The sequence below is a fragment of the Sinorhizobium psoraleae genome, assembly GCF_013283645.1.
Classification (GTDB): Bacteria; Pseudomonadota; Alphaproteobacteria; order Rhizobiales; family Rhizobiaceae; genus Sinorhizobium; species Sinorhizobium psoraleae.
In genome coordinates this window covers 875,462-899,503 of sequence record NZ_JABEKV010000003.1, presented here as the reverse complement: position 1 = coordinate 899,503, position 24,042 = coordinate 875,462, and the positions used below count along the sequence as shown (strand labels likewise).

General features: G+C 60.7%; 18 protein-coding genes. 5 read left to right on the top strand and 13 right to left on the bottom strand.

Going from position 1 to position 24,042, the window contains the following annotated elements:
- The 4 genes from ILFOPFJJ_RS19880 to ILFOPFJJ_RS19865 form a co-directional block, all read right to left on the bottom strand.
- Nucleotides 1-1,902, bottom strand: coding sequence for an ABC transporter substrate-binding protein (locus tag ILFOPFJJ_RS19880; protein WP_173512277.1), 1,902 nt, complete (start codon nt 1,900-1,902; stop codon nt 1-3).
- Complete coding sequence (locus ILFOPFJJ_RS19875) at nt 1,899-3,791, bottom strand: ABC transporter ATP-binding protein (RefSeq protein WP_173512276.1); 1,893 nt, start codon at nt 3,789-3,791, stop codon at nt 1,899-1,901. Before ILFOPFJJ_RS19875 ends, ILFOPFJJ_RS19880 begins: the two co-directional genes overlap by 4 nt.
- 219 nt (nt 3,792-4,010) lie before the next feature.
- Entirely contained in the window at nt 4,011-4,979 is a 969-nt protein-coding gene (locus ILFOPFJJ_RS19870) for a polysaccharide lyase family 20 protein (protein ID WP_173512275.1), read from the bottom strand.
- A 31-nt stretch (nt 4,980-5,010) separates the two neighbouring features.
- On the bottom strand, nt 5,011-6,360 hold the full coding sequence (locus ILFOPFJJ_RS19865) for an adenylate/guanylate cyclase domain-containing protein (protein WP_173512274.1): 1,350 nt from the start codon (nt 6,358-6,360) through the stop codon (nt 5,011-5,013).
- Between the two features lie 380 nt (nt 6,361-6,740).
- Here ILFOPFJJ_RS19865 and ILFOPFJJ_RS19860 point away from each other — a divergent pair, with 380 nt between their 5' ends.
- Nucleotides 6,741-8,078, top strand: coding sequence for a nucleotide sugar dehydrogenase (locus ILFOPFJJ_RS19860; RefSeq protein WP_282438660.1), 1,338 nt, complete (start codon nt 6,741-6,743; stop codon nt 8,076-8,078).
- 86 nt (nt 8,079-8,164) lie between these two features.
- On the opposite strand, the gene ILFOPFJJ_RS19855 is transcribed toward ILFOPFJJ_RS19860, so the two are convergent.
- Complete coding sequence (locus ILFOPFJJ_RS19855; protein ID WP_173512272.1) at nt 8,165-9,325, bottom strand: DUF3095 domain-containing protein; 1,161 nt, start codon at nt 9,323-9,325, stop codon at nt 8,165-8,167.
- A 256-nt stretch (nt 9,326-9,581) separates the two neighbouring features.
- Here ILFOPFJJ_RS19855 and ILFOPFJJ_RS19850 point away from each other — a divergent pair, with 256 nt between their 5' ends.
- Nucleotides 9,582-10,412, top strand: a complete 831-nt coding sequence (locus ILFOPFJJ_RS19850; RefSeq protein WP_173512271.1) for an MBL fold metallo-hydrolase — start codon at nt 9,582-9,584, stop codon at nt 10,410-10,412.
- On the opposite strand, the gene ILFOPFJJ_RS19845 is transcribed toward ILFOPFJJ_RS19850, so the two are convergent.
- The 3 genes from ILFOPFJJ_RS19845 to ILFOPFJJ_RS19835 form a co-directional block, all read right to left on the bottom strand.
- Nucleotides 10,399-11,193, bottom strand: coding sequence for a polysaccharide deacetylase family protein (locus tag ILFOPFJJ_RS19845; protein WP_173512270.1), 795 nt, complete (start codon nt 11,191-11,193; stop codon nt 10,399-10,401). The two genes, ILFOPFJJ_RS19850 and ILFOPFJJ_RS19845, sit on opposite strands and share 14 nt — an antisense overlap.
- Nucleotides 11,190-12,287 carry a glycosyltransferase family 4 protein gene (locus ILFOPFJJ_RS19840; protein WP_173512269.1) on the bottom strand — a complete coding sequence of 366 codons (1,098 nt, stop codon included), beginning with the start codon at nt 12,285-12,287 and terminating at the stop codon, nt 11,190-11,192. The genes ILFOPFJJ_RS19845 and ILFOPFJJ_RS19840 overlap by 4 nt, the downstream gene beginning before the upstream one ends.
- A gap of 135 nt (nt 12,288-12,422) precedes the next feature.
- Nucleotides 12,423-14,540 (bottom strand): mechanosensitive ion channel domain-containing protein, encoded by a 2,118-nt coding sequence (locus ILFOPFJJ_RS19835; protein WP_173512268.1) that lies wholly within the window; start codon nt 14,538-14,540, stop codon nt 12,423-12,425.
- A 303-nt stretch (nt 14,541-14,843) separates the two neighbouring features.
- On the opposite strand from ILFOPFJJ_RS19835, the gene ILFOPFJJ_RS19830 reads away from it, so the two are divergent.
- Nucleotides 14,844-15,536 (top strand): hypothetical protein, encoded by a 693-nt coding sequence (locus tag ILFOPFJJ_RS19830; RefSeq protein ID WP_173512267.1) that lies wholly within the window; start codon nt 14,844-14,846, stop codon nt 15,534-15,536.
- 214 nt (nt 15,537-15,750) lie between these two features.
- On the opposite strand, the gene ILFOPFJJ_RS19825 is transcribed toward ILFOPFJJ_RS19830, so the two are convergent.
- Nucleotides 15,751-16,929, bottom strand: coding sequence for a glycosyltransferase family 4 protein (locus tag ILFOPFJJ_RS19825; RefSeq protein ID WP_173512266.1), 1,179 nt, complete (start codon nt 16,927-16,929; stop codon nt 15,751-15,753).
- A gap of 492 nt (nt 16,930-17,421) precedes the next feature.
- Here ILFOPFJJ_RS19825 and ILFOPFJJ_RS19820 point away from each other — a divergent pair, with 492 nt between their 5' ends.
- Nucleotides 17,422-18,264, top strand: a complete 843-nt coding sequence (locus ILFOPFJJ_RS19820) for a sulfotransferase domain-containing protein (protein ID WP_173512265.1) — start codon at nt 17,422-17,424, stop codon at nt 18,262-18,264.
- A 37-nt stretch (nt 18,265-18,301) separates the two neighbouring features.
- Here ILFOPFJJ_RS19820 and ILFOPFJJ_RS19815 read toward each other — a convergent pair whose 3' ends face one another.
- The 4 genes from ILFOPFJJ_RS19815 to ILFOPFJJ_RS19800 form a co-directional block, all read right to left on the bottom strand.
- Nucleotides 18,302-19,495: a DegT/DnrJ/EryC1/StrS aminotransferase family protein gene (locus tag ILFOPFJJ_RS19815; RefSeq protein WP_173512264.1), complete on the bottom strand. Its 1,194-nt coding sequence runs from the start codon at nt 19,493-19,495 to the stop codon at nt 18,302-18,304.
- Nucleotides 19,496-19,596: 101 nt separating this feature from the next.
- Entirely contained in the window at nt 19,597-20,283 is a 687-nt protein-coding gene (locus ILFOPFJJ_RS19810; RefSeq protein ID WP_173512263.1) for a PIG-L deacetylase family protein, read from the bottom strand.
- Between the two features lie 75 nt (nt 20,284-20,358).
- Complete coding sequence (locus ILFOPFJJ_RS19805; protein WP_173512262.1) at nt 20,359-21,048, bottom strand: sugar transferase; 690 nt, start codon at nt 21,046-21,048, stop codon at nt 20,359-20,361.
- A 48-nt stretch (nt 21,049-21,096) separates the two neighbouring features.
- Nucleotides 21,097-22,350, bottom strand: a complete 1,254-nt coding sequence (locus ILFOPFJJ_RS19800) for a polysaccharide biosynthesis/export family protein (RefSeq protein WP_173512261.1) — start codon at nt 22,348-22,350, stop codon at nt 21,097-21,099.
- Nucleotides 22,351-22,653: 303 nt separating this feature from the next.
- Here ILFOPFJJ_RS19800 and ILFOPFJJ_RS19795 point away from each other — a divergent pair, with 303 nt between their 5' ends.
- Nucleotides 22,654-23,994, top strand: coding sequence for a lipopolysaccharide biosynthesis protein (locus ILFOPFJJ_RS19795; protein ID WP_173512260.1), 1,341 nt, complete (start codon nt 22,654-22,656; stop codon nt 23,992-23,994).
- Nucleotides 23,995-24,042: the final 48 nt, after the last annotated feature.

The following is a 24,042-nucleotide window of genomic DNA, read 5'->3' as shown; positions in this document are numbered from 1 at the left end:
TCAGGCGTCCTGTTCGAGCCAGAAGGTGTCGGGATTGTACACGCCGAAATAGCTCGTCGGGTCGAAGCCGTATAGCGCCTTGTCCGGCACATTCCGGAGCTTCGCGGAGACGAGGATCGGCTGCAGCGATGCGTTGACGAGGCCGATCGAGAAGACCTGATCGGTATAGATCGAGAGCATCGATTTCCAGATCTCCGCCCGCTCGACATCGGTCGACGAATGCCGCCAGCGTTTCAGCAGGTCCAGAAGCTCGACCACCGGCGGCAGCTCCGGCGCCTCACCCATTTCGCCGTGCGAGAGATAGTTGAGCCCCCAGACCGGCCATTGCAACTGGTCGTCGGCCGTGGGCGCAAGCTGCCCCGGATTCATGTCCGCGGTCGGAACGCCGTTATCGATGCCGAACCACATGGACATGATGATCTCGCCGCCGACCGCGCGGCTGCGGAAGGTGTCGCGCTGGGATGTCCGGATGAAGAGCGATATGCCGACCTTCTGCCAATAATCGGTTATGAGCTGCAGAACATCCGTCTCAAGCGTGCTTTCGCCCGCCGTCTCGACGACGATCTGCGCCGCCCTTCCGTCCGGCAGGATACGAATTCCGTCGCTGCCGCGCTTGGCCAGGCCCGCCGCGTCGAGCAAACTGTTGGCCTGATCCGGGTCGTGGGCCGCCCAGGCGCTGGCGAATTCGGGCCGGAACAGCGGGCTGTCCGGCAGCACCGTATCGGCGCTCTCCTTGGTAAGACCATAGAACACCGCCATGTTGATCTCGCGCCTGTCGATCGCCAGCGACAGCGCGCGCCTGACACGGACATCCTGCAGAAGCGGGCGCCATATCGGATCGGAGCAGTTGAGATTGGGAAGCAGCGCCAGGCGCGACCCTTGCGTCTTCTTCCACAGCTTGATCTTTACCGGATAGCGCTTCTCGGCATCCTTCAGATAAGTGTAGTCGACGAAATCAATGCCCGTCGCCTGGAGGTCGCTTTCGCCCGTACCGGTTTTCGCCGGGATGAGCGAAGAGGAGCTGACGTTCAAAACGAACTTGTCGATATAGGGCAGTTGCAGGCCGTTCTCGTCGACCCGGTGGAAATACGGATTGCGCTCGAAGATGAACTGCTCGGCCGGAAGGGATGTGGTGTTCCGCCAGGGATCGAGTGTCGGCAGATCAGGATTTTCCGGCCGATAGGAGCGGGCCATGCGCATGTGCAACTGGCTCCACTTCTTGACCCGCTCTTCCTTCATCGTTGCTTTGAGCTTGTCCTCGTCCTGATACTTCTTGTGAAACTGTTTGAGGTAGGCGGCCGGCATCACGATGACCAGTGGCTGCGGAGCGGCGAGCTTCTGCAGGAAATCGGGATTGGGCTTCGTCCAGGAATAACGCACGGTCCGCTCGTCGACGATCTCGAATTTGCCCGCCTCGCCATCCATGACCAGCGCCGTCGGGAGACCCGCCGGGGAGAGATCCTCGTTGAGCAGCACGTCCTCCCAGCAGTAGCGGAAGTCTTCCGTCGAAAGCGGCGTTCCATCCGACCACTTGTGGCCTTCGCGCAGACGCAGCGTGAAGATGCGGTCCTCGACCGTTTCGTAGCTTTCGAGAACGTCTGCCTTGAGGTTCAGCGCCTCGTCGTAGCCGACAAGCCTGGAGTAGCCGTAGACCGTCATCAGGCGGATGTCCTTGGCGCTGCCGATCAGGCTGCGGATCACGCCTCCATGCCTGCCTGGCGTGCGCCCCATGGCCGCCACATTGATCACGCGCGGCGTTTTCGGCAGCCGCTCGTTGACCGGAGGAAGCTTGCCTTCCGCAACCAGCGGCGCAAGCGCCTCTGCCTCCGTTCCCGCCGCGAGGAGGCGCGGCGGCAGAACGGTGGAAGCCAGCATGGCAAGTGCCGTTCTTCGGGTGATCATGGGCGTAGCTCCCTTGCATCCACCGACTTTCTGGCAAGGACGAAATGATCGCCGCCGAGATTCGCAGGAAAGAGGGCGTCGCCCTCACCATCGTCCGAGAACTGTGCTCCCCACCGCCGCTTGTCTGACCCTCCGCTCGCCTGGAGGGCGTCAAAATCGAGCTTCCGATCGAGATCGGGATAGGGCACGGCTGCGAGCAGGGATTTGGTATAGGGGTGCACGGGATTGCGCATCAGCACTTCGCGCGGCGCAAGCTCGACAATCCGGCCGGCGCACATCACCGCGATCCGATCCGCCATATAGTCCACCACCGCGAGATTGTGCGAGATGAACAGCGATGTCAGGCCCAATTCCTTCTGCAAATCCTTGAGAAGGTTGAGGATCTGGGCTTGCACCGAGACATCGAGCGCGGAGACGGGCTCGTCGCAAATCAGCAACTCCGGAACGAGCGCGAGCGCGCGGGCGATGCCGATACGCTGCCTCTGACCGCCGGAGAAACTGTGCGGATAGCGGTTGATGAAACGCTGGTCGAGGCCGACGGCCTGAAGCAGCGAGCGGACGGTTTCCACCCGGGACTTTGCCGTTCCGCGACCGTGGATCTCGAGCGGTTCGCTGAGAATGTTCTTGACCGTCATGCGCGGTGAAAGCGACGATACCGGGTCCTGGAAGACCATCTGGATTTTTGCGCGCAACTCCTTCAGTGCCGCGCCCTCGAGCTTCAGGAGGTCGATCGCCCCCTCGCCGTCGTCGTAGGTTATCGATCCTGCATCGGGGGTCACCGCACGCATCAGGATCTTGCTCACCGTCGTCTTGCCGCAGCCGCTTTCGCCGACAAGACCGAGGCATTCGCCGCGGCGAATGTCGAAGCTGACATTGTCGACGGCGCGGTGCTCAGAGCCACCGTTGCTGCCAAACCAACCCGAGCTTCGGGTGGTGAACGTTTTCGTCAGGTTACGGACGGAGATCAGAATATCCGAGCCCGAGGTTTTTCGAGACTGCTTGTTTCCAAGAAGGCTTTCGGCCTTGACCGGCACTTCGCGCAATGCCTTCAACCGCTCTCCGGGTTTCATGTCGAAGTGCGGCACAGCGGCCATCAACCCCTTCAGATAGGGATGCTGGGGGTTTCGGAAGATCGCATCGACCGGTCCCGCCTCGACGATCTCGCCGTGATAGATGACGACGACTTCGTCAGCCATGTTGGCGACGACGCCGAGGTCATGCGTGATCAACAGCATGGCCATATCGAGCTTCGCTTGAAGCTCGCGCAACAGTTGCAGAATTTGCGCCTGTACCGTCACGTCGAGCGCAGTTGTCGGCTCGTCGGCAATCAGGAGCGCCGGCCGGCAGATAAGCGCCATGGCGATCATCGCACGCTGGCGCATCCCGCCGGAGAGTTCGAAAGGGTACATGTCGTAAGCGCGCGCCGGGTTGGCAAATCCGACATAGCCCAGCAGCTGCTCGGTCCTCGCTCTCCGCTCGGCCTTTTCGGCGTCCGTGTGTATCGCCATCACCTCGGAAATCTGGTTTCCGATCGTGTGGAGCGGCGACAGCGAGGTCATCGGCTCCTGGAAGATCTTGCTGATGCGCGCGCCACGAATATCCTGGATATCGCCCCCCTCCGGGTCGAGCGAAAGCAGGTCGACAGGCTTGCCCGCGACGGCCGGGTCGTTGAACAGGACGCGTCCGCTAACCCTTGCGACGCTCGGCAGAATGCCCATGATGGCTTGGCTGATCGCCGACTTGCCGGACCCGGACTCGCCGACGAGCGCAGTTACCTTGCCTGGCAGAATCCTGAAATTTGCACCCCTGACGGCTTCGACTTCGCCGCCGAGCACCGAGAATGTGATCCGCAGACCCTCAACTCGCAGCAGGTCCGCTCCTGATGTCATTGCAGCACGCTTCCCTCACTACCCCAGAGCGCCGTACGTCGTCCCGGAACGCACATGGTCGCTCTCCTCTTTGGTTCTACGCATCATTTCCCGAACGCGATTCCGCGCCCGGCGATGGCGTATCGTCCGGCCCCAAAAAAAGAGTAGCCTAGCTTCAACGGGCTGTCCAGCACACCACCCGAGGCGCCAGAAGTGCTGTATTTGCGCGGGCCGCGCAGCCTATGAGAAAGGACAAATGCCGCTCGGCAGGACGTCGGCACAACGCGTGGAGCGACGGAAATCGTCATAGTAAAGCGTCCAGTTCGTGGTATCCGCCGCCCGGTACGGCCCGAACTTGAAATATTGGTTTTCGCCCAGCCCCTTGTCCGCGTGGCCGATATGCCCCTTCACGGTAATGACCGGCTGCCCATTGGCGAACAGCTCTATATGTCCGGACCCCTCAGGTCCGGGTTTGGTGAAGACGGCAAAGTCGATCCAGCCGGACTTGGGGTCCGGCAGCGGATTGCCGTGGTTGGTCACGGTGACCGCGGTCGTGCACGAATTGAAAAGGCGACCATCTTCCGCCTTCCAGTTTGCGTCCGACGCAACCAGCATGCGCATCTGGTTCAGTTCGGGGCGAACCCATACGGGAACCTCCCCCGGCGCGCAGCGCGCCGGCGTGCTCGCCGGCCCGGTGGACACTGGCGGCAGATAATTGGTCTCGACGGTAACGAAGAGCTTTCCCAAGCTCATGCGGAACGCCAGAAAGGGGCTGAAGTCTCCGTTGGCGCCGTGATCGATTTCACGTTTCCATTGCGCGATGAGGTAACGATGGTCTCCACTCGGTACGGGATCGGCGAACTTGACCGAAAAGCCGTACCAGACTCCCTGGTCGTAAGGCACGCGCAGTGCCGTCTTCTCCCAGATTTCCGCCCGCTCGCTGCACCCGTCGTCCGACGGCGGGCATTTCGGCACGATGGACAGTTTCAACCCACCATTTCCGGTGCGCTTGACTTCACTCTGGAATATATAGGAGCCGGCGCTTTGCTCGAAGTTGTCGCGATAGTAGAGCCCGCCCTCGGGGGCAAAATCCCTGCCCTCGAACCCGTCGACCAGCTTCTGCTCCAAGGCCGCTTGCCGTTCCGTCGATTGGGCATACGCAACGCTTGTTGCAGCGAGTGCTGCGGCCAGAAAAACGACACGGAACATCGAACCTCCTCAAAGCGAGCGTCTTGCCGATCTACTGCAACATCTTGTCGATGAGGCCGCGTGGCCCCGGCGACTGCTTCGTGTTGCGGTAGAGCAGCATGACATGCTCCGCCTCCGAAAGTCCATCCTGAGTTGCATCGTCGGGGCGCTCTTCCGCAATTGCCGCAAGCGCTGCGTCCTTGGGATAGAGGATGGTGAATTTCTGCCGGACGCCGCGCAATTTCTCCTGTCCGAGCGTTGCCCAGTCGCCGCCGCAATAGTTGACGAACGCCTCGCTGGCGACAACGTTGTGGGCGTATTTTTTCGTCAGGTTTTGCAGCCGCTGCACTTCGTTCACCGCCGAGCCGAAGACGGAAAAGGTCAGCCGGTCACGAAGCCCGACATTTCCGAACATGACGTTGCCGACATGGAGGCCAATTCCATAGCCGATCAGATCGCGTCCCTGCCGCTTCCTCTCCGCGTTCAGCGCCGCCACACGCGCCGTCGCCGCGCTCACCGCGGCAAACGCCTCGCGGCTGGCCATTTCCGAAGGCTCCTTGTGGCGGCCGCATGGATAGACGGCAATGAACCCGTCTCCAACGAAGCTCAGGATCTGCCCGCCGTTTCTATTGAACGGCGTCGCGATCGCATCGAAGAAACCGTTGAGCGTCTCGATATAGGCCTGGCGACCTTCCTTCTCCGCGAGCATGGTCGATTCCCGCATGTCCGCCATCACAAGGACGGCGCGAACCGTCTCGCCATCGCCGCGCCTGACCTGGCCGCTCATCACGCGCCGTCCGGCATTGGCGCCGAGATAGGTCGTCAGCATATTGTCGGCGAGCTTGCCGAGGACGGCGACCTTGGCCGCGACCGCCAGATGGTTCTGAAGCTTGAGCAACGCCGCGATCACGTCGTCGCTGAAGCCGCCATGGCGATCCGTCGTCCACGACCCCACCATGCCATGGTCGGAATCGGTTCCAAGCGGCTGCATGAAGGCCAGATAATCGGTGGCACCGTGCTCCTTCAGCTCGTCGAAAATCGGAAACTCCGACGGTTCCGCTGGATCGATGCGCCGCCTTACGTGATCGAGGTTGTTGTTGAGCAGATAGTAGTAGGGGCTGCGCAGAAAGCGCTCGGGATTGAGCGCCAGCTCCTCGTGGCGCAAACCGCTCACCTCGACGCCCTTGCCGCGCCACCACGTGAAACCGAGTGCATCGTAGAGCGGATGAAGCATCGAAAAGGAGAGATGGACGCGCATGAGCGGCAGGCCCGCGGCGGCCAAGCGTTCGCAGAAGCCGCGCACGAGGGTTTCGAGCGTCTCGTCGCTGAGGGATGCTCGCATCAGCCAGTCTGCGACCTTGTCCAGAAGAATCTCGGAAACGCTGTTGTTGATCGGGCTCATCGCATTCCTCATATCGGCATGACGGCCAGCAACGACAGCTATCGCGCGGACCTTGCGACAAGGCCGCGTCTGCCGTGTGATGCCCGTTGTAACGAACGGCGTGTGCCGCGCTTTGCGGCAGGCATTGCAGCGATCGGATCGCCGCATCTTCTTACCTGCAGATATTCACCGCCGAGCGCGATTTCCAGAGACGTTCGCAATTTTTGATCATTCGTCGATGGTACACGGGATTGATCGTGCAATTGCACCCTGTAATTGTTGGGGTGGTCTGCGGCATGCGGCCCGTGCTTGACTTGCGACGGCTTTCTCGCCAACAAACGGCGACAATCGGGATCGCCGTGATCGCACGTCGCCGCCCCTCAAAGATGGAACCCTATCTCTTGACTTCCCTTCATCACGACAGGCTGCTTGAATCGATCTCTCAGCGCCAGGCGCGCGTTGGTGTCATCGGCCTTGGCTATGTCGGCCTGCCGCTCGCAGTCGCGGTGGCACGCTCCGGTTATTCGGTGACCGGTTTCGATATCGATCCTTCGAAGATCGTCGCCCTCGATGACGGCCACTCCTATATCGAGGCGGTTACGGATGATGCGCTTGGCCGCGAGATCGCAGCAGGCCGGTTCCGTTCGACGACCGATTTCGCCGATCTTGCTCTTTGCGACGTGATCGTCATCTGCGTGCCGACGCCGCTGACCAAGCATCGCGATCCCGACCTCTCCTTCGTCGAGGGAACGGCGCACTCGATCGCCGCCGCCCTCAGGCCGGGCCAGCTCGTCGTGCTAGAGTCGACCACCTACCCCGGAACCACCGACGGTATCGTCCGCTCGATCCTGGAAGAAACGGGTCTGAAATCCGGCGAAGACTTCTTCATCGGCTTCTCGCCGGAGCGCGAAGACCCGGGCAACCGCGCTTTTGAGACTGCGAGCATCCCGAAGATCGTGGCCGGTGACGGGCCGCGCGCGGCGATGCTGATGCAGCATTTCTACGGCGCTGTGGTCAAGACCGTCGTACCGGTCTCCTCGAACGCCACGGCCGAAGCCGTAAAGCTCACCGAGAACATCTTCCGCGCCGTCAACATTGCCCTCGTCAACGAGCTCAAGGTCGTTTACGAGGCCATGGGGATCGACATCTGGGAAGTCATCGAAGCGGCCAAGACGAAGCCGTTCGGCTATATGCCCTTCTATCCCGGACCGGGACTCGGCGGGCATTGCATCCCGATCGATCCTTTCTACCTCACCTGGAAATCACGCGAATACGAGCTGCCGACCCGTTTCATCGAACTTGCCGGCGAAATCAACTCGGCGATGCCGCGCCATGTCGTCAGCCGGCTTGCCGAAGCGCTCGACAGGAGGCAGGGCAAGGCGCTCAGCCGCTCGAACGTCCTCGTCATCGGCCTCGCCTATAAGAAGAACGTGCCGGACATTCGCGAAAGTCCCTCTCTCAGGCTGATCGAACTCATCGAGGAGCGCGGCGGCAGCGCCGCGTTCTACGATCCGCATGTCGAAGAAATCCCGTCGACCCGCGAGCACCTCCCCTTGAAGGGCCGTCGATCGATTTCCTTCGACGAGGAAAGCGTGCGCCGGTTCGATGCGGTGCTCATCGCAACGGATCACGACGGCATCGACTATCAGGCGCTGGCGGACTGGGCAAAGCTGATCGTCGATACACGTAACGTTTTCGCCCGCCTCGGCATTGCTGCGGACCAGGTGGTCAAGGCCTGAGGCGACCTCGCGTTTGCGAGCGGACGCGCGCGCCTCTGGACTTACCCTTCGAGACTACGCAATTCCGGACCGGAAAGCCATTATTGCTAGCCGGCTGGAGCGAGCGTCTTGAGATTCTTCGCCGCCATTGCGTAACCGCCGGCGGCTCCGTCGACGAAGTGCACGTGGTCGCGGCTCATCGCCGCCGGTACGATGCAGGTCATCAGCGCGGAATCCTGCTGATGCAATCCGTAGCTGGACACGCCGGCATCGGCCGCCCTTTTCAACCGCTCTTCGATCTGGCGCAGCCGCTCGACGCCGATATCGATCGTCATCTTCAGCCCGTCGTCGAACTTGCGAAAGTCGGAGTTGCGGACCAGATCACGCTTGTATTGCGTGACATCGAACTTGCCGAGGTTCCAGCCGAGCTTGAAGCACAAGAACAGCACCAGGCTCTGCAGCGTTATCCACGACCAGGCGAGGAAGCGTCGACCTCTGGGCGCTACGGCGCGCGATTCGACCGCGACCCCTTGCATGGAAAGCCGCGGCTCGGGACCATTTTCCGGCACAGGGTGTCCGCCACGCTCCTCGCCCTCGGCCAATGCCACGATGTCGCCGACAAGTGCCTGGAACTCCGGACCATTGCCTTGCGGGCCAGGAAGAGCAATGATCGAGACGATCGCCCCATGGCGCGAGACAATCGGATTCCAGCGGCAGGACAGTCCGGTCAAATCCGGCCTGCTTCCTGGCGCCGCGGCCTCGATCTGGTAGCGCCCGGCCTTCATTTGCGCCTCTGCCCAACTGGCGCCGCCACCAGAAAACATGGCGTAGGACACCTCCTCGCTTGCCTTGAAGCGCGCGACACGCATGTCGAGCCCGCTGGTGCGTATGTCGCTGACCGGAACAAGTGCGGCGCGCAGATCGAGGTTCAGCTCTTCCGCCACCCAGGTCTTCGCGGCCGCCAACGCCGCTCGTGCCTTTGCCGCCATTGCCTCGGGTACTGCCGCGAGCGCCCCGTCACCCCCAAAGACGAAGGGCAGGTTTCGTTCATCGAGCGCATTCATCAGCGCCGATATGACACTTGCGCCCGCCATGTTGACGCTCTTGTAGCGACCTTCCGCGATGGCGCCGGTCGAATCGACGATGTCTGCAACCGCCAGCACCCATCCATCCGGCAAGGGCCGGTAGTTGGCCTCGTCGGCAACCCCTTCGAATGCCTCGAAGAGGGGGAGGCTGTCGTAAAACTGCATATCAGCTGCCTGCGCCATGATCGCGTCCAACCTTTGCCTTCAGCCCGAATGTGGCTGAAAAATCGCTTCTCAATTCTTCGTTTTGCTCCAGATCACGTTAGATCTGTAGATAAAGTTTCAATACAGGCTTTGGAGAGCAGAACTTAGAAATAAAGCAAGCCCTACAATCTGATTGGAACTTATGGCGTTGCAGGACCCTTATGATCTGTGCTTGTCTAGAGAAAATGCACGCAGGCAAAAGCGCCGAGGCGGACAGCACGAAGCCAAAACAGGAATGCAGGAAAACACCTTTCGAGTCCGGTTCTGGGGAGTAAGAGGCAGTTTGCCGGTATCCGGCGAACAGTTCCTACGCTATGGTGGCAATACACCTTGCATTGAAGTCCGTTGCGGCAGCGAAGTCCTGATCTTCGACGCCGGCTCGGGGTTGCGCGAAGCGGGGCTGGCGCTGATGGCCGAGGGCGTCGCCGAGTACGACGTCTTCTTCACCCACACCCATTACGACCACATTATCGGGCTTCCCTATTTCAAGCCAATCTATCGCTGCAGTTCGGCGGTGCGGTTCTGGTCCGGCCATCTTCACGGCACGATGTCTACCCAGGAAATGATCAACGATTTCATGCGGCCGCCCTGGTTTCCGGTTGGCCCAGGCATCTGCCAGGCAAGCCTCGACTGCGTCGATTTTCGCCCCGGCGAAACCCTTTCACCGCGAAAGGGCGTTTCCATCCGCACGATGAGCCTCGTTCATCCAGGCGGTTGCGTCGGCTATAGGGTCGATTGGGGCGGCCGCGCCGTCGCCTTAATCTACGACACGGAGCACGAGGCCGGTATTCTCGACCCTACACTCCTCGAGTTCATCGCCGGTGCCGACCTCATGGTCTACGACTGCACCTATCTCGAATCGGAGATGCCGACCTATCGAGGTTACGGACACTCGACCGGCATGCACGGCGCCAAACTGGCGCAAGCTGCCGGCGTACCGCGCCTGGCAATGTTCCACCATGATCCGTCGCGGACGGACGTCGAGATCGCGGCGATGGAAGAGGAAGTACAGGCCTTTTTCGAGGGAGCCTTCGCGGCCCGCGATCACCAGATCATCGAGCTATAAAATCACCGACCTTGCGCCAGCGGCAGGCGGGGTGTGCAGCGGTGAGATCGAACAATCGCGACAGAAATTCCCATACGCTCTCGTCGTGGACCAGATGGTGCGTGAGAATACCGACCGCCTCCTCGTCCAGGTTCATTTCGTCCAGACGCCGTACGATATCCCGAATGATTTCCCGGTGATCCCGACAGCCGCGCGTTCCGCGCCAATCCATTACATCCACATGCGTGTTGATAAGCCTCAGCCGCGGAAAAGCGGATAGCGAACTCGCTGTTGCGTCCTCCGCATTGCGCGCGGGCTTCCGTTCGGGACCGAACACCGACACGGCCCTGAAGCCGATCTCCGGCAATCCGCCAAGCAGGTTTGCATTGATCCGGTTCCATGGCGGGACGAGCAGCGGCACGAAGGAGGAGGGATGGAGCGCTCTCAGTCGGGAGCACCCCTTGCTTAACTCGTCGAGAACAATCTCCCGTGGCCGGTGGCCACCGAGTTCCTGCCGCTTTTCCGCCGGTGACGCATGGTTTCGGTGCTCCCAGCCATGAACGGCAATGCTGATATCGTCACGGCAGGCGAGATAACGCGAGAGCTCGCCGTTGGTATGCGCCGGGATAACGGCCAAGGTCGTCGGCACTGAAAAGCGTTCCGTCAGTTCCACCAGCCGGTCGAGCGCCGGCGTCGGCTCGACCGCGTCATCGTCGCGTAACCAGAAATCGACGCGCTGCCCGGCCGCACGCAAGCGATCCAGCCTGTCGATCACCGGTTGCCAAACCGACGTCTCCGTCATGCCGCCTTCTCCACAAAATCCCTGAAGATCTCGCCGAGGCGTCTTGCCGCCGCCTGCAGCGACCGTTGTTCGATAACGAAGCGGCGCGCGTTTGCCCCGAACTCGGCGCGCAGGGCGGTGTCGCTGATCAGCCGCCGAATCGCTGCGGCGAACAGGTCGATCTCACCGGCTTTCGTCAGCAAGCCTGTTTCCTCATCCCTGACCACTTCCGGAACGCCGGCGGTTCGCTGTGCGACGACCGGCAGGCCAGCCGCTTGCGCCTCAAGATAGGAGAGGCCATAGGCCTCGCCGCAGCCCGGCCAGACATAGAGATCGCCGCGTGCGAGAATCCCGGCGATCGCTTCAGGCTCCTTCTCGCCGAGCCAGTCCAGCCGCTCGGCCGGCAGCCCGGCAAACACCCCCTGCACTTCTGCCCGAGCGGGGCCGTCGCCGACGATCGACATTTTCCAGGGCAGATCGACCAGGAGCATCAGCGCCTTGGCCAGCATCCCATAACTATCCATCTTGTCACCCGGCCGCATCATCGCCACCGCCAAGAGCCGGCAAACGCCGGCCGCGGTTTGCCGCGGTTCGTGGAACGGCGCCACGTCTATGAACGGCGCGAGCATGGCATAGCGGACACCCGGAATCGCTTCCTCCAACCCTTCGCGGTCGCGTTGCGTAAAGCAGATGTTGACGGCGGCCTGTCTGGCGCCGGCCGCGACTTCATCCTGAGCTGGCTTCCTGGCACCCACATTGCGGCGGTAGGAGTAAGAGCTTTCGGCGGTGACATAGGGAATGGAGAATTCCCCCGAAATGCGAGGGCCGATCAGGTCGGGTGCCTTGTAATAGGGATGATAGCAGAACCAAGCGTCCGGCGATCCCTCGTCGCGCCAAAGGCGCCGGAGACGGCGAACCTCTCGCTCGGCCTCCGTTCTAAGCGACGAGAGCTGTTCCTCGGAGGCCTCGCGCGAAAAGCTGCGCAAGTGCGACGCAATGCCGACATCATGTCCGCCCAGCCGAAGCCCATCGATCAACAGGCGCGCCATCTGCCTGTCGCCGGAGGGGACGGCATGATCGGGCGATTTCAAAGGCGCGTAAAAAGCGATCTTCATTCGAGGCGAGCTATCCCGCCTTCCCGATCGGATGTCAACATGGGCCCGCACAAAGCCCCTTCGGCGGCTGGTATCGCGGGCATGCCGGCGCCCCTCACGCATGCTGGCAGCGCCTCTGGTTCCGGATTGTAACGACTACTCCGTCGGCATCCCCTCGGCCCGGGCGATCGCCGCGTTTTTCTTGGCGATAGCATCGCGAGTAGCCGCAGCCGCCGCTGTCGATTGCGTATCATCACCCGCAACCTGCACGGTCGGCGAGGCGAACATGATGCCATTCGCTTTGAACACTTCCTTGATCAAGGCCTGCGCCCGCCGCCTAACCTGCGTCTGGTGGCCCGGCTTTGTCGTCATGGAGAAGCTGAGGGTAATGCCATAGTCCCCGAACTGCTCCACGCCCTTCATCTTTACCGTCTCGATGATCAGCGGCCCCAACTCAGGATCCTCCAGAAGTGTCGCGCCGATTCCCTTCACGACCTTTTTGACCTTCGCAATATCGGAGTCGTACGAGACGTTGATCAGGAACTTGTCGATGACCCAATCACGGCTCATGTTCTGGACCGCACCAAGTGACCCGAACGGCACGGTAAAGATAGGGCCACGGTGGTGGCGCAGTTTTACCGAGCGGATGCTGAAGGATTCGACAGTGCCTTTGTAGCTGCCGCTCTGGATGTATTCGCCGACCCGGAAGGCATCGTCCATCATGTAGAAGATGCCGCTGATGATATCCTTGACCAGGGTCTGCGAGCCGAAGCCGATCGCGACGCCGAACACGCCCGCGCCGGCGATCAGCGGACCAATCGCGACGCCGAGGCCGGAAAGGACCATGAGCACTGCAACCACGGCAATAAAGGCGGCCAGGAAGTTGCGCAGAATCGGCAGTAGCGTGCGCATGCGCATATTGCGGGCGAGTTGCGCCGGATCCGCGACCTCGACACTGGCCTGGTTCACACGCAGGTTGATGACCTCCTTCGCCAATTGCCAGATGAGATCTGCCGCGAGCAAGATGACGACACCGGCGAGAACGCCGCGGAAGATGCGATTGAAGGCATCGTCCTGAATCATTGCGTTGCCATTGAAGCGGAAGACGACGGCGAGCCAGGCCGCCGCCAGTGCGATGATCACCAGCCGGGCACCCCGTTCGATCAACACATTGCGCAACACGCGCATACCGTCGGTTGCCGAAGTATCGAGTATCGCCCTCGTCGTCGCGCTGGTAAAACGCAACAGCGGCGGCAAGCCGAGAACATAGATGCCAATCCAGAACAAGACTTTCATGCCCGCAACCCAAAGGAGCCAGAGCAGCACCAGAAAGGCCACGATCATCGCGTTGCGGAGCATCCGACGCGCAGCCGCCACGTTCTGGACAGGCCGGCGAAGCGCCGTGTCGATTGCCAGGCCGAGAACAACGAGCCCGAGAACCGCCGCGGCGAGGTCGCGGACGTCAGCCGGAAACGCCAGCGCCTGCATCAAGTCGCCAACCGCCCACGCAACGGCGAATGCGCAGATGAACAGTACCGATCGATTGAGCCAGTACCGCGCTGCAGCCGGAGCGAGAACGGCATGTTCCTGTTCCGCGTCCGGTGTCACTACCGCCTCCGCCGCTGGCTTGAGCACCGCAGATGCGATAGCAATCAGCAGGCGGGCGGCGATCCAGGCTATGAGCAGTGGTGCGATCGCTGCCTCCAGTCGGGGAGGCCAGTCGGAGAGCACGAATGCGGAAATGCCTGCGATCGCGAAAACCACAAGCGGGGCGATGCGAGCAAAGGCGGCGAGACCAGCCGTGAATTGTGCAGCGTTACGGTGCGAACTGCGCCTGAGGAGATAGCGCAGGAAAAATTCGGCGCCGTAACCGACGAGAAGTATGAAGGCAAATCCCTTGAGGATTGGCATTGCTCCATGGTTCTGCATGTCGCTCGCGATGCGATCTCTTGCCGCCTGCCATTCGGGCATCATCCGAGGAACCGCATCACGCATGCCGACAAGGTGCTTCTTGATTTGGGCGACCAATCGGGAGGCAACCGTCGAGGGTGCTTGTGCCTCTGCCTCTGGTGTGGCGGTCTGCTTGGACGCGAGCCACTGGCGCACCTCGGGATCATCAAGCAGTCCGATCAATTGCTGCACCTTGGCCGGCGGTGGAGTAACCGCCGATTCCTGTGCGGCCACAGGGCCGATGAGCGCGAAAACCAGCTGGAGAAACAGGACAGACGAGGCGAGAAACACGCCATTCCTGCAATGACTTGAAGCTACATTCATGGACCCCGCCCTCCCGTTTGCGGCCGACCGCCATGAGGTTCCCAGCCACGATGACAAATTACATATCAGATGCCTTGTAAAGGTGTCAGAGCGCAACACCATCCTGCGTGATCTGGTTTTATGATTGATGGAGACCGGAGCACGCTCGTGCAAGGCGGTTGCGTGTTTGACGTGCACGCATTCGCGCGCAGCGCTTTGTTGGCGCTCCGCTCAAGGCTGGTGTGGCCGTTGAGGACTTGAAACCGGCCGTTGCGCGCATAGTTTCCCGGCAGAGAGATTGGCGATCAAGGCGAGGAAAGTGCAATGCCAAAGAAGATTGCAAAGGCTGCCGCCGTCCATGCGTGCCACGGTGCCTCGATACGGCTGACGGCAGGCCTCGTGGCGATGACCCTCCTCCTCTTCGCCGGCAGCATCTCGGCTGACGACGGCAAGCTCTCGGGCCTGCCCTCGCTGATCCTTGGCGGCCAGACCGCCGATGCACCGACATACAATTTCGAACAACCACTAGTCGAACGGGTCAAGACGCCGCAGCTCGATATCGTTCTCGACAAAACCACGCTCGAAGACATCAAAGCAGCGTTCGGCGGTGAAATTCGGACACGCTCGGCCGGCAATATTGCGGTCGGTTGGCTGTGCTACACGATCCCTGCAAGGGACCGTCAGCGCCGGGTGTGGTTCATTGCCGATGGCGAAGATGCCTCCGGGGCGAAGCCCACGCTTACCATGGTTTCTGTCGAAGACACTGCAGAGAGCCGTGACGATTGCGACAAGGGCCAATTCGACGTTTCGAGTTGGAGACTGCCTGTTCCCACCCTTGGCGGCAACCCGGACTCCCTTCGGCAGCGTTTCGGCAACGCTCCGGACGAGGGCATCGTGCGCTATGCTCATGAGAATCCGGGCGGCAATGCGGGCGCCGGCCTCTCGCAATCCCTGGTCTACCGCCAGAAAGGCGGCCAGATCGATGGCCTGGCCTTCTCACAGGAGACTTCGAGATAGCGGCGCGCGATGCGTGATAAACGCGAACGCCGCAGGACAGCGTCGACCTCGATGAATGTCCTCGAAAGCGTGCGCGCCGGGCCATTCTCTGACCCAGCTTGCTCTTCAGCGACCGAAGGCGACCGGAGAGATTGAAATCGCCTTCGCGCTGCAGGCAAGCGTGACCCGCTCCGCCAACACGACGTCGAGCAATCGCGACGAAAGGAATGCCAGATTAGACGGCGTTATCAGGTATCTGCATGTGCATCTTCGACGCATGCATCAGCGCGCAGGAGGCTAGTAGGTCCCACTCGGCAAGTATCTGCTCGGGCATGTACCTTTGAGCGCTCGCCTCCGCCCTCGTCCCCAGCCGTTCCCTAAGATCACGATCTGCCATCACCCGTGCAAGTGCCTTCGCAAGGGCTTCGACATCCTCCCTCGGCACCAGTATGCCGTCGCTATCATGCGTTATCATGACGCGCGGCCCCCAATCGCATTCGTAGGAAACGACGGGCAGGCCCGCGGCCATGGCTTCCAGCAAGACAATCCCCCATCCCTCGTAACGTGAAGACAGGACGAAGACGTCCGCGTTCTCAATCCAAAGCCCCGGTCGCCGGGTCAGCCCCGGCATTTCCACGCGCTCTTGTAGGCCGAGGGCATCTCGCAAAGCCTCCAGGCTGCGCCTTTCATCACCTTCACCCCAAATCACCAACTTCCATTCGGGATGGATCTCGGCGATCTTCGAGAATGCTTCCAGCAAAAGGTCGAATCCTTTTTGGCGGGTCAGGCGGCCCACCGCCGCCAGAATGTTCTCTCCACGCCTTTTCTGCCAGCCGTCGGGCAAATCGACGGGATTGGCGATTACCCATCCATTGCGGCGTATTCTCGCTGGGAACTGGTCGAGGGCCCCCTGGGTCATCGTGACCATGCCGAATGCTCGCGGATACAGGCCCCTCTGGAGCCATCTCCAAAACGGTCCGAGCGGCTGCAGAGACGGGTTGTTGCGCTCGGAAACGATTACCGGAACCGCAAGGCCGATTGTGGCCAGGAGCGTCAGGACATTCGTTCGCGTCAGAAAACTCAGGACGAGGTCCGGCCGCGAATCGCGGACAGCGGTCCGAAGCCGTTGAAATCGCCGAAACACGAGGGAGCCGGACCGCATCTTCGAAGCCCTGCGAGGAGGCACCCCCAGGCGCACGACGGCAATCTTGGGATCGAAATCGTAATAGGGCTGCGCATCCGGCGGCTCCAGCGTGATGAGCGTCACCGTGCAGCCGAGCCTATTCCAGTGGTTGCTGACGACGTTCACCACGTGCTCGGTGCCGCCCGCTCCAAGGCCTGGAACGACGATCGTTATTCGCGCGCCAGCGATCTTCGACAATCCAAAGGTCCGGGAATCCGCACTCTCATTCATATCGAAATGCCCCTCCCCCGACGGCCCAAGGATCGGGGCGAATCTCGTCTCATCGTGCAGACTCTGGTGACCTCCGAACGGGTAAACAGAATTTCTGGCGTCGGCACGGCGCTCCCCCAGGTGCAATGGCGAGTGCGCTATTGACAGGATGCAAGTTTTTTATTTCAGAATCAACTAACCGAATTGATTTTCAACAATCGTGTCAATAAGCTCTAGCTGTTTTACGGACTGTATTTGGCGATATTCGGAGAATCAATATTAATTTTATCGGTACTTCCGGACATAAAAAGCATCGTCGGCATAGATACCCTAGGAGGTCCAATCGCCCCCAGAGAACGCGGAACGAATATTTTTCCGCCTATTGATTGCTTCTGCCCGCTCTGAGCGTTCAAAGCTGCAAGTCAGGTGAGTTACGCTAGATAGCATTTATTACCCTCTTTGACGCATGGCAGTTTTATACTTTCTCGGGAACGCCGGATTGTGGAGACTATAATGGCCAGCATTGTCAAGCGAGCATGGCGTCGGGTGGCGAAGCGCGTACGGCTTACCGTACATGCGGCTCACGCCGACAGTTTCCTGATCTCCTATCCGAAGTCGGGCCGCACATGGTTCCGCTACATTCTTTCCCACTACCTCGCTGCAATCGCCGGGATTTCCGAGCCGGTAGACCTTCACAACATGTTTTCGATCGTGCCAAATTTCGATCTCGACCCGGTGCGCGGAATTCCCGGCTATCGCTTTCGCGGGGAGAAGAGCGTGATCCCCACGGTCCTTGTCAGCCACCTCGACTATAGCGCAAGCCTCTTCCTCAAACGCCCGGTCATAATGATGGTCCGGGACCCGCGCGACGTGATCGTCTCGGCCTACTTCCACGCGAGCCGCCACAAGCACCGTTTCGCGGGCACCCTTTCGGATTTCATAGCGGACCGCGACCAGGGGCTGCCCGCAATGATCGATTATCTGAATGGTTGGGCCGGCGGCTTATCCAATCGCGCTCACTTCGTTCTGAGTTATGAGGCTCTCTCTGCCGACACGGAGCGGCAAGTGGAAGCGGCTCTTGAATTTCTCGGCTGCCCAATGGATCGAAAGGCTCTCCGGGCAGCGGTCGAGGCCGGCCGCTTCGAGGCCATGCAGGCTCGAGAGCGCGCCGAAGGCATTCCGGCCCATGACTATGACCGAAACGACGTCGAAAGCCTGCGCATGCGGCGCGGCAAGGCAGGCGGGTTCAGAGACTATCTGGACGATGCGCAAGTGGCGGAAATCGAGCGCTTGTGCGCCGCGGATCTGACGGCAGCTGCCAAGCACCTTGTCGGCCGCACCGGAATGCAGGTCTGATCGCGGCAATTGCCACACCCGCACCCTGATTCTATAGCTACGACGTTCGTGCGGCGTAACGCGCTTCCTTGGCGTGGCTGGCACTCGCAAACACTTCACGCAGGACGTGTGCAGCCTCCTCCATCGTGGCCGTATCGAGGGCCGGATCGACGAGAAATGCCAAGCTCGTCTCTCCAAGTTCCCGTGCGTTCGGCAGTCTCTCGGCCGAGCCCATGCCGATCTCGGCAAATGCCTTCTCCAGATAAATCTCCGAGCAACTGCCGCTGAAGCAGACGACCCCCGCTCCATTGATCTCCGCTACGATCCGGTCCCTGCTCCAGTTCGGCTTCAGGAGTTCCGGCCTGAGAAAGGTGTAGAACCGGTACCACGCATGTCGGATGCCCGGGGGCGGCAGAGGCGTACGCAGAGCATCGATCTCCTCGGCAGCCCTGGCGAGGATGGCTGCATTATGCGCCCTGATGCCGCGCCATTGCTCAAGGCGCTGTAGTTGCCGTGATCCCAATACCGCCTGGATGGACATCATGCGCCAGTTCGTCCCGATGGACTCGTGCAGCCAGCGGAAGCCCGGTGGATGATGCCTGTTGTAAACGGCATCATAGGACTTGCCGTGGTCCTTGCGGCTCCAGGCCTTCTTCCACAGTTCGTCATCGTTCATGGCCACCAGTCCGCCCTCGCCTCCGGTGGTGATGATCTTGTCCTGACAGAAGGAGAAGGCCGCGATATCGGCGAAGCTGCCGACCGGCCGACCGTCGATTTCGGCACCATGCGCCTGGGCGCAGTCCTCGATGACCCACAGCCCCCTCTCGCGGGCAAACGCCATGATCGCCGGCATGTCGCAGGGCCAGCCGGCGAGGTGCACGACGATGATGCCCTTGGTCCTCGACGTCAGCTTCGCCCTGATGGTTTCGACGGTGATGTTCTGGCTATCTCGATCGACGTCAGCGAAGACCGCAACCCCGCCTGCCATCGGCACCGTGGATGCCGAAGCGATGAAGCTGCGTGGGGTAACGATCACTTCGTCGCCGGGCTGAAGTCCAAGCGCAAAGAGCGCGAGGTCGAGCGCCACCGTTCCGTTCGCCACAGCCACCGCATGCTCGACACCAAGATAGCGCTCATATGCAGCCTCGAAGTCACGGACATGCGGTCCCGTCCACGCATTTACCTCGCCCGATCTCAGGACGGACACGACGTCCTCGATTTGCTCCTCGTCGTAAACCGGCCAGCGTCCCATTTATCCCTCCAGATCTGCATTTGATCGGTCTCCGGCCATGCCGAAGGAGCATCGGACAGTCGGGGATGGCCGGCGACCGCGCCGGCCGGTTCCCATAAAGCTCAAATAACCTGCCTAACCAGGACGAACGCTTCGGCCGCCTGGCGCATCACAGTCGCACCGCGCAGGGTGGCGAGCGCGCGCAGTGTCGCTATGGAACGCTCGTGCGGTGCCTCGCGCAGCTGCGATGCGAACAGCTGCATTGCCTTCACCTTCACTTCGAGCTGCTCGCTAATGTCGACAAATACATTTGGAAGAAATCCTGGCGATAGATACGGAGCATTCCAGTTCGTTTCCGAGAGCGTCTCGTAGGCGAGGATCAGCTTCGGATAATCGGTCTGATGTGGTCGGCAGGCGACCAGCGCCGAGGTGAAGGTCAGCTGATGATCCATATGCATATCGCCTGCAAACGGCACGAGCACGGTTCGCGGCGACAGGCGGCGAACCACGTCGAGCAGCGCGCTGTTGACGGTGGCATGCGCCGTCTCCGCAAGCTGGGCCGCAGGCAGACGCAGCCACAAGGTTTCTCGCACTCCCAGGGCCTGGTGCGCCTCCCTCGCCTCGGCTTGCGTCTTGGCTATGGTCGCCGCGTCGAAAGCCGGCGGCTTTCCCTCGGTTACGATCGCGACGAAGACCTCCTCGCCCTGCGCCGCCAGCTTCGCGATCGTCCCGCCGGCGCCGAGCACCTCGTCATCAGGATGCGGAGCGACGACCAAAGTGCGTCCAAAAGAGAAATGCGAACCATCCATGGGACCCCCAAAAGACCTTGCCGCCATGCACGCGCTTAACCCTCGGCCATCCAATCGGGCCAGCCGACATGCATGCTATCGCATCATCATTCGCGGCTGCTGACCGCAAGGGTGATGCAAAAGAAAATCCTTAGCAACCTTTAGATGCCGCTCGTCGATATGTTCTCCCGTTACGAGCGTCTTCAGCGTCAACAGGAGAATTCGCACATCGAGCCACAGACTAGCGTGCGCGACATACCAGAGATCGAGCGCGATCTTCTCGTCATCCGAGAGCAGCGTGTTGCCATTTACCTGGGCCCAGCCCGTCATGCCCGGGGCAACCATCGAGCGAATGCGGCCAAGTTCACCGAAGCTTGCAACCGTCGCCAACGGCAGCGGGCGCGGCCCCACCATTGACATATCGCCTGAGAGCACGGCAAGCAGCTGCGGCAACTCGTCGAAGCGGAGCCTGCGTAACAGCGCGCTCGCGGCGGTCTGCCGCATCTGGTCCGGCAACAGGACGCCGTCCGGTCCGCGCGCGTTCGTCATCGTGCGAAACTTGGCGACCGTGATGACACGCATGCCCGCGCCTGCGCGCGCCTGGGTGAAGAACAGCGGCAAGCCAAGGCTCACCCAAACGACCACCGCCGTTATCACCATCAGCGGTAGGCAGAGGACGAAAAGCGTTCCGCCAAGCGCGCACTCAAGAATACGCTTGAGATGGTATGATCCCGAGGAAGCAGGCAAACTGAAAGCGGAGACTGCATGCTCTCGATTGGGCTTCAAGTTAATGTCCCTTTGGCGCGCGGCGGACTTATTACTTGCCGACGATCCTTACATGCCCGCGATACCCACGACGACGACATCGCCCGGCAGCAATTCTGTCACGAGGGACGCCTGTAGGCTGGTCGGCTTTCCGCCGACCGGGTTTCGACGGATCTCATAGGTATATGAAATCTGATTTTTTTTGGTTTCATCTTCGGCCACCGCGGCCATGAGCAGAATTTGCTCTTCCGCGGAGTGCTGGTTCGAAATCAGCTTCTTGATGGCAATTTCACGCTGCTGGAGCTGGGTCAGAATGTCCTTCTTCCTGTCAGCTGCAAGCTTTGCAAGTTCTAGCTTCAGCTCGCTCAATTCCTGGCGTGTCCGCGCAAGGGTCGCGAAGGTTTGCAGGAGCTGGGCCTTCTCGGCAGACGCGCTGTTCTCGGCACGAGAAAGCTCGCTTTCGGTGTTCAGCCCGCGCTTACGAAGCGCGCCGACACGCGCCAGATCTTCAACGCTGTTCTTAACGACATCCTTTTGCTGCTGCACGAGCTCGTTCAGGATCTCGATCCCACCCTCGGCCTGGGCGATTCCTTCCGTGAGAATTTGCGTCTGCGATTTGTGGGCGGCGAGATCCTCCTTCAGGATTTTCGCCTCAAGCTCAATGACGCCATCAAGCGGCACGCCATCGACATATGCGCGCGCGAACTCCGGGACGTCGTTCAGGTCGATCTTCTCACTGGATTTCAACTGCGCCGCAAGTCTTGCCGCATAGACGGCTTCATGAACGATTTCGGCTCTTGCGGCCTCTACTTCCGCGCGCAGACGGGCGCGTGCGATCAGCCGGTCGGATGCGTTCGCCGCGATGACCTGCATACCACCTGCGAGGCCGATGCCCTGCTCGACCGTCAGGCCGCTGTAGAAGGGGAACGACCCCGGGCTCCTGACCTCGCCGAGAACGAAAATTGGCCGGAAGGTCGAAACGTTAAGGGACAGCTTTGGATCGACAAGGATCTCGCGAGTCCGGAATTCGTTGCGAAGCTTGTCCAAGGCCTCCGTTATCGTCAGACCCACGACGTTAACCCCACCGATGAGGGGGAACTGTGCTTCGCCGTTGCCGGAAATAGTCGCGGTGACAGGCAATTCGGCATCGTCGAGGAAGTCAAAGGTCAGAATATCGCCCGTGTTGAGCCGGTATTCACTGGCGTAGCCGCGCGACGCGGGGCCCATTGAAAATACAACTGCCAGCAGCAGGACCGCAAACATATATGCGCCCCAAGCCCGCAAAGGCAAGCTCACGGCCGTTAGCGCAGGTAATATCCCCATCGCAACCGCACCCCAAAAAGCATTAAAGAAAAGGCTGTCAAAATATATTGAGCGACTATATTCTCCCTCGCACTGTCACGTCAAAGGATTTTAGCTATTTTTTTTGCGCCGGGGCTGTGATCGACAAGGCGGCTTTCCACGAGGGTTCATGCGCCAACTATATGTACGAGTGGCGGCGGGTGTTCTTGCCCCCGATGTCAGGCCACCCCAACAGAAGATTTAACAAGGGCATCAACCCCGTGCCTCGGCCGTAGGGCGGCGCCTCTTTTATCAGCTGGCCTCGTTGGAGGCAGGAGGTATCGTTTGGCGATCCGGAAAAAACTTGCCAAAAACTTCAACGGCCTCAGCAAGATATTCGCTCGGGAAAAAAGCCTCAAGGGTCGCCTTGGAAATATAGCACATCTACTTACCGGAAATGCGCTCACCTCGCTGTTAGGCCTCGTTGGATTCGCCTTGACTGCAAGGGCACTCGGTCCGTCCGAATATGGCATTTTGGCACTTTGCTTCACATACACGAGCGCGGTGGAACGGCTCGTAAACTTCCAGTCCTGGCAGCCGCTGATCAAGTTCGGTGCGCAATCGGAGAGCACCGAAAAGCTCAATTCGTTGTTCAAATTCGGCCTCCTGCTTGACGTTTCCGCCGCCGCGACCGGGTGCGTGATCGCCGTGGCGCTCGCGTGGGCCTTCGGTCCGTGGCTCGGGATCTCGTCAGAGATGTTGGGGCTCGTCACCCTCTATTGCGCCATTCTGCCGTTTCAGATCTCCGGCATGCCGATGGCCGTGCTGCGCCTGTTCGGCAAGTTTCGATCAATCGCCTATGGTCAGGTCGCTTCAAGCGTTTTCCGCATTGTATTGTGCGCGATCGGCTTTTTCACCGGCGGCACCTTGCGTGAATTCGTCCTGATATGGATGGCAGCCCAGATCGTCGGCTCGCTGACCCTCGTCGTCCTTGCGCTTGCGGAGCTGCGAAAACGGGGAATGTTGGCTAGCATGCTCACTGCGTCTGTCCGCGGTATTACCTCCCACTTTCCAGGGCTTTGGAAATTCGCGATTTCGACGAACCTGTCATTGACGCTGCGTTCGAGTGCCAACCAGCTCGACACGCTTCTCGTCGGCTACCTGGCCAACCCGGCCGCCGCGGGTCTTTATCACATCGCCAAGCGCATCGGCCGCATGGCACTGCAAATCGGTGACCACGTCCAGGCCGTGCTCTACCCGGATTTGGCCCGGGCCTGGGCCGCAAGCGCAATCAAGGAGTTTCATCGGGCTGTCGTACAAATGCGGACGCTCCTCCTCGGCTTCGGATTATTGCTGGTTGGCGGGGTCTATTTGACGATCGATCCGGTGCTAAGGCTGGCTGTCGGTCCGGAATTCGAGGCGGCGGCCCCGTTGGTCGTCGTTCAATCCATTGCCGTGACGATGACGTTGTATGGGACAGTCACCCGCTCTGCGCTTCTGGCCATGGGGCGGGAAGATCGAGTCTTGAAGGGCGTGCTCGTTGCGACAGTTGCGTTTCATGCCACCGCGCTGATCCTGATCCCACGGGTCGGCCCGATGGGGGCCAACATGGCTCATATCGCGATGGCGTTGATCTGGCTCTCGATGATGGCGGTCGCGTATCGCCAGGCCTTGGCGGTACGGTAGGGCTCTCTCGACGCCCGTTATCACGCAATTGCTCGACACTCGTGGTCA

What these genes read in the sequence shown, in the direction of transcription:
- ILFOPFJJ_RS19880 (WP_173512277.1), bottom strand. Translation starts at nt 1,902, where the DNA reads ATGATCACCCGAAGAACGGCACTTGCCATGCTGGCTTCCACCGTTCTG.
- ILFOPFJJ_RS19875 (WP_173512276.1), bottom strand. Translation starts at nt 3,791, where the DNA reads ATGACATCAGGAGCGGACCTGCTGCGAGTTGAGGGTCTGCGGATCACA.
- ILFOPFJJ_RS19870 (WP_173512275.1), bottom strand. Translation starts at nt 4,979, where the DNA reads ATGTTCCGTGTCGTTTTTCTGGCCGCAGCACTCGCTGCAACAAGCGTT.
- ILFOPFJJ_RS19865 (WP_173512274.1), bottom strand. Translation starts at nt 6,360, where the DNA reads ATGAGCCCGATCAACAACAGCGTTTCCGAGATTCTTCTGGACAAGGTC.
- ILFOPFJJ_RS19855 (WP_173512272.1), bottom strand. Translation starts at nt 9,325, where the DNA reads ATGGCGCAGGCAGCTGATATGCAGTTTTACGACAGCCTCCCCCTCTTC.
- ILFOPFJJ_RS19850 (WP_173512271.1), top strand. Translation starts at nt 9,582, where the DNA reads ATGCAGGAAAACACCTTTCGAGTCCGGTTCTGGGGAGTAAGAGGCAGT.
- ILFOPFJJ_RS19845 (WP_173512270.1), bottom strand. Translation starts at nt 11,193, where the DNA reads ATGACGGAGACGTCGGTTTGGCAACCGGTGATCGACAGGCTGGATCGC.
- ILFOPFJJ_RS19840 (WP_173512269.1), bottom strand. Translation starts at nt 12,287, where the DNA reads ATGAAGATCGCTTTTTACGCGCCTTTGAAATCGCCCGATCATGCCGTC.
- ILFOPFJJ_RS19835 (WP_173512268.1), bottom strand. Translation starts at nt 14,540, where the DNA reads ATGAATGTAGCTTCAAGTCATTGCAGGAATGGCGTGTTTCTCGCCTCG.
- ILFOPFJJ_RS19830 (WP_173512267.1), top strand. Translation starts at nt 14,844, where the DNA reads ATGCCAAAGAAGATTGCAAAGGCTGCCGCCGTCCATGCGTGCCACGGT.
- ILFOPFJJ_RS19825 (WP_173512266.1), bottom strand. Translation starts at nt 16,929, where the DNA reads ATGAATGAGAGTGCGGATTCCCGGACCTTTGGATTGTCGAAGATCGCT.
- ILFOPFJJ_RS19820 (WP_173512265.1), top strand. Translation starts at nt 17,422, where the DNA reads ATGGCCAGCATTGTCAAGCGAGCATGGCGTCGGGTGGCGAAGCGCGTA.
- ILFOPFJJ_RS19815 (WP_173512264.1), bottom strand. Translation starts at nt 19,495, where the DNA reads ATGGGACGCTGGCCGGTTTACGACGAGGAGCAAATCGAGGACGTCGTG.
- ILFOPFJJ_RS19810 (WP_173512263.1), bottom strand. Translation starts at nt 20,283, where the DNA reads ATGGATGGTTCGCATTTCTCTTTTGGACGCACTTTGGTCGTCGCTCCG.
- ILFOPFJJ_RS19800 (WP_173512261.1), bottom strand. Translation starts at nt 22,350, where the DNA reads ATGGGGATATTACCTGCGCTAACGGCCGTGAGCTTGCCTTTGCGGGCT.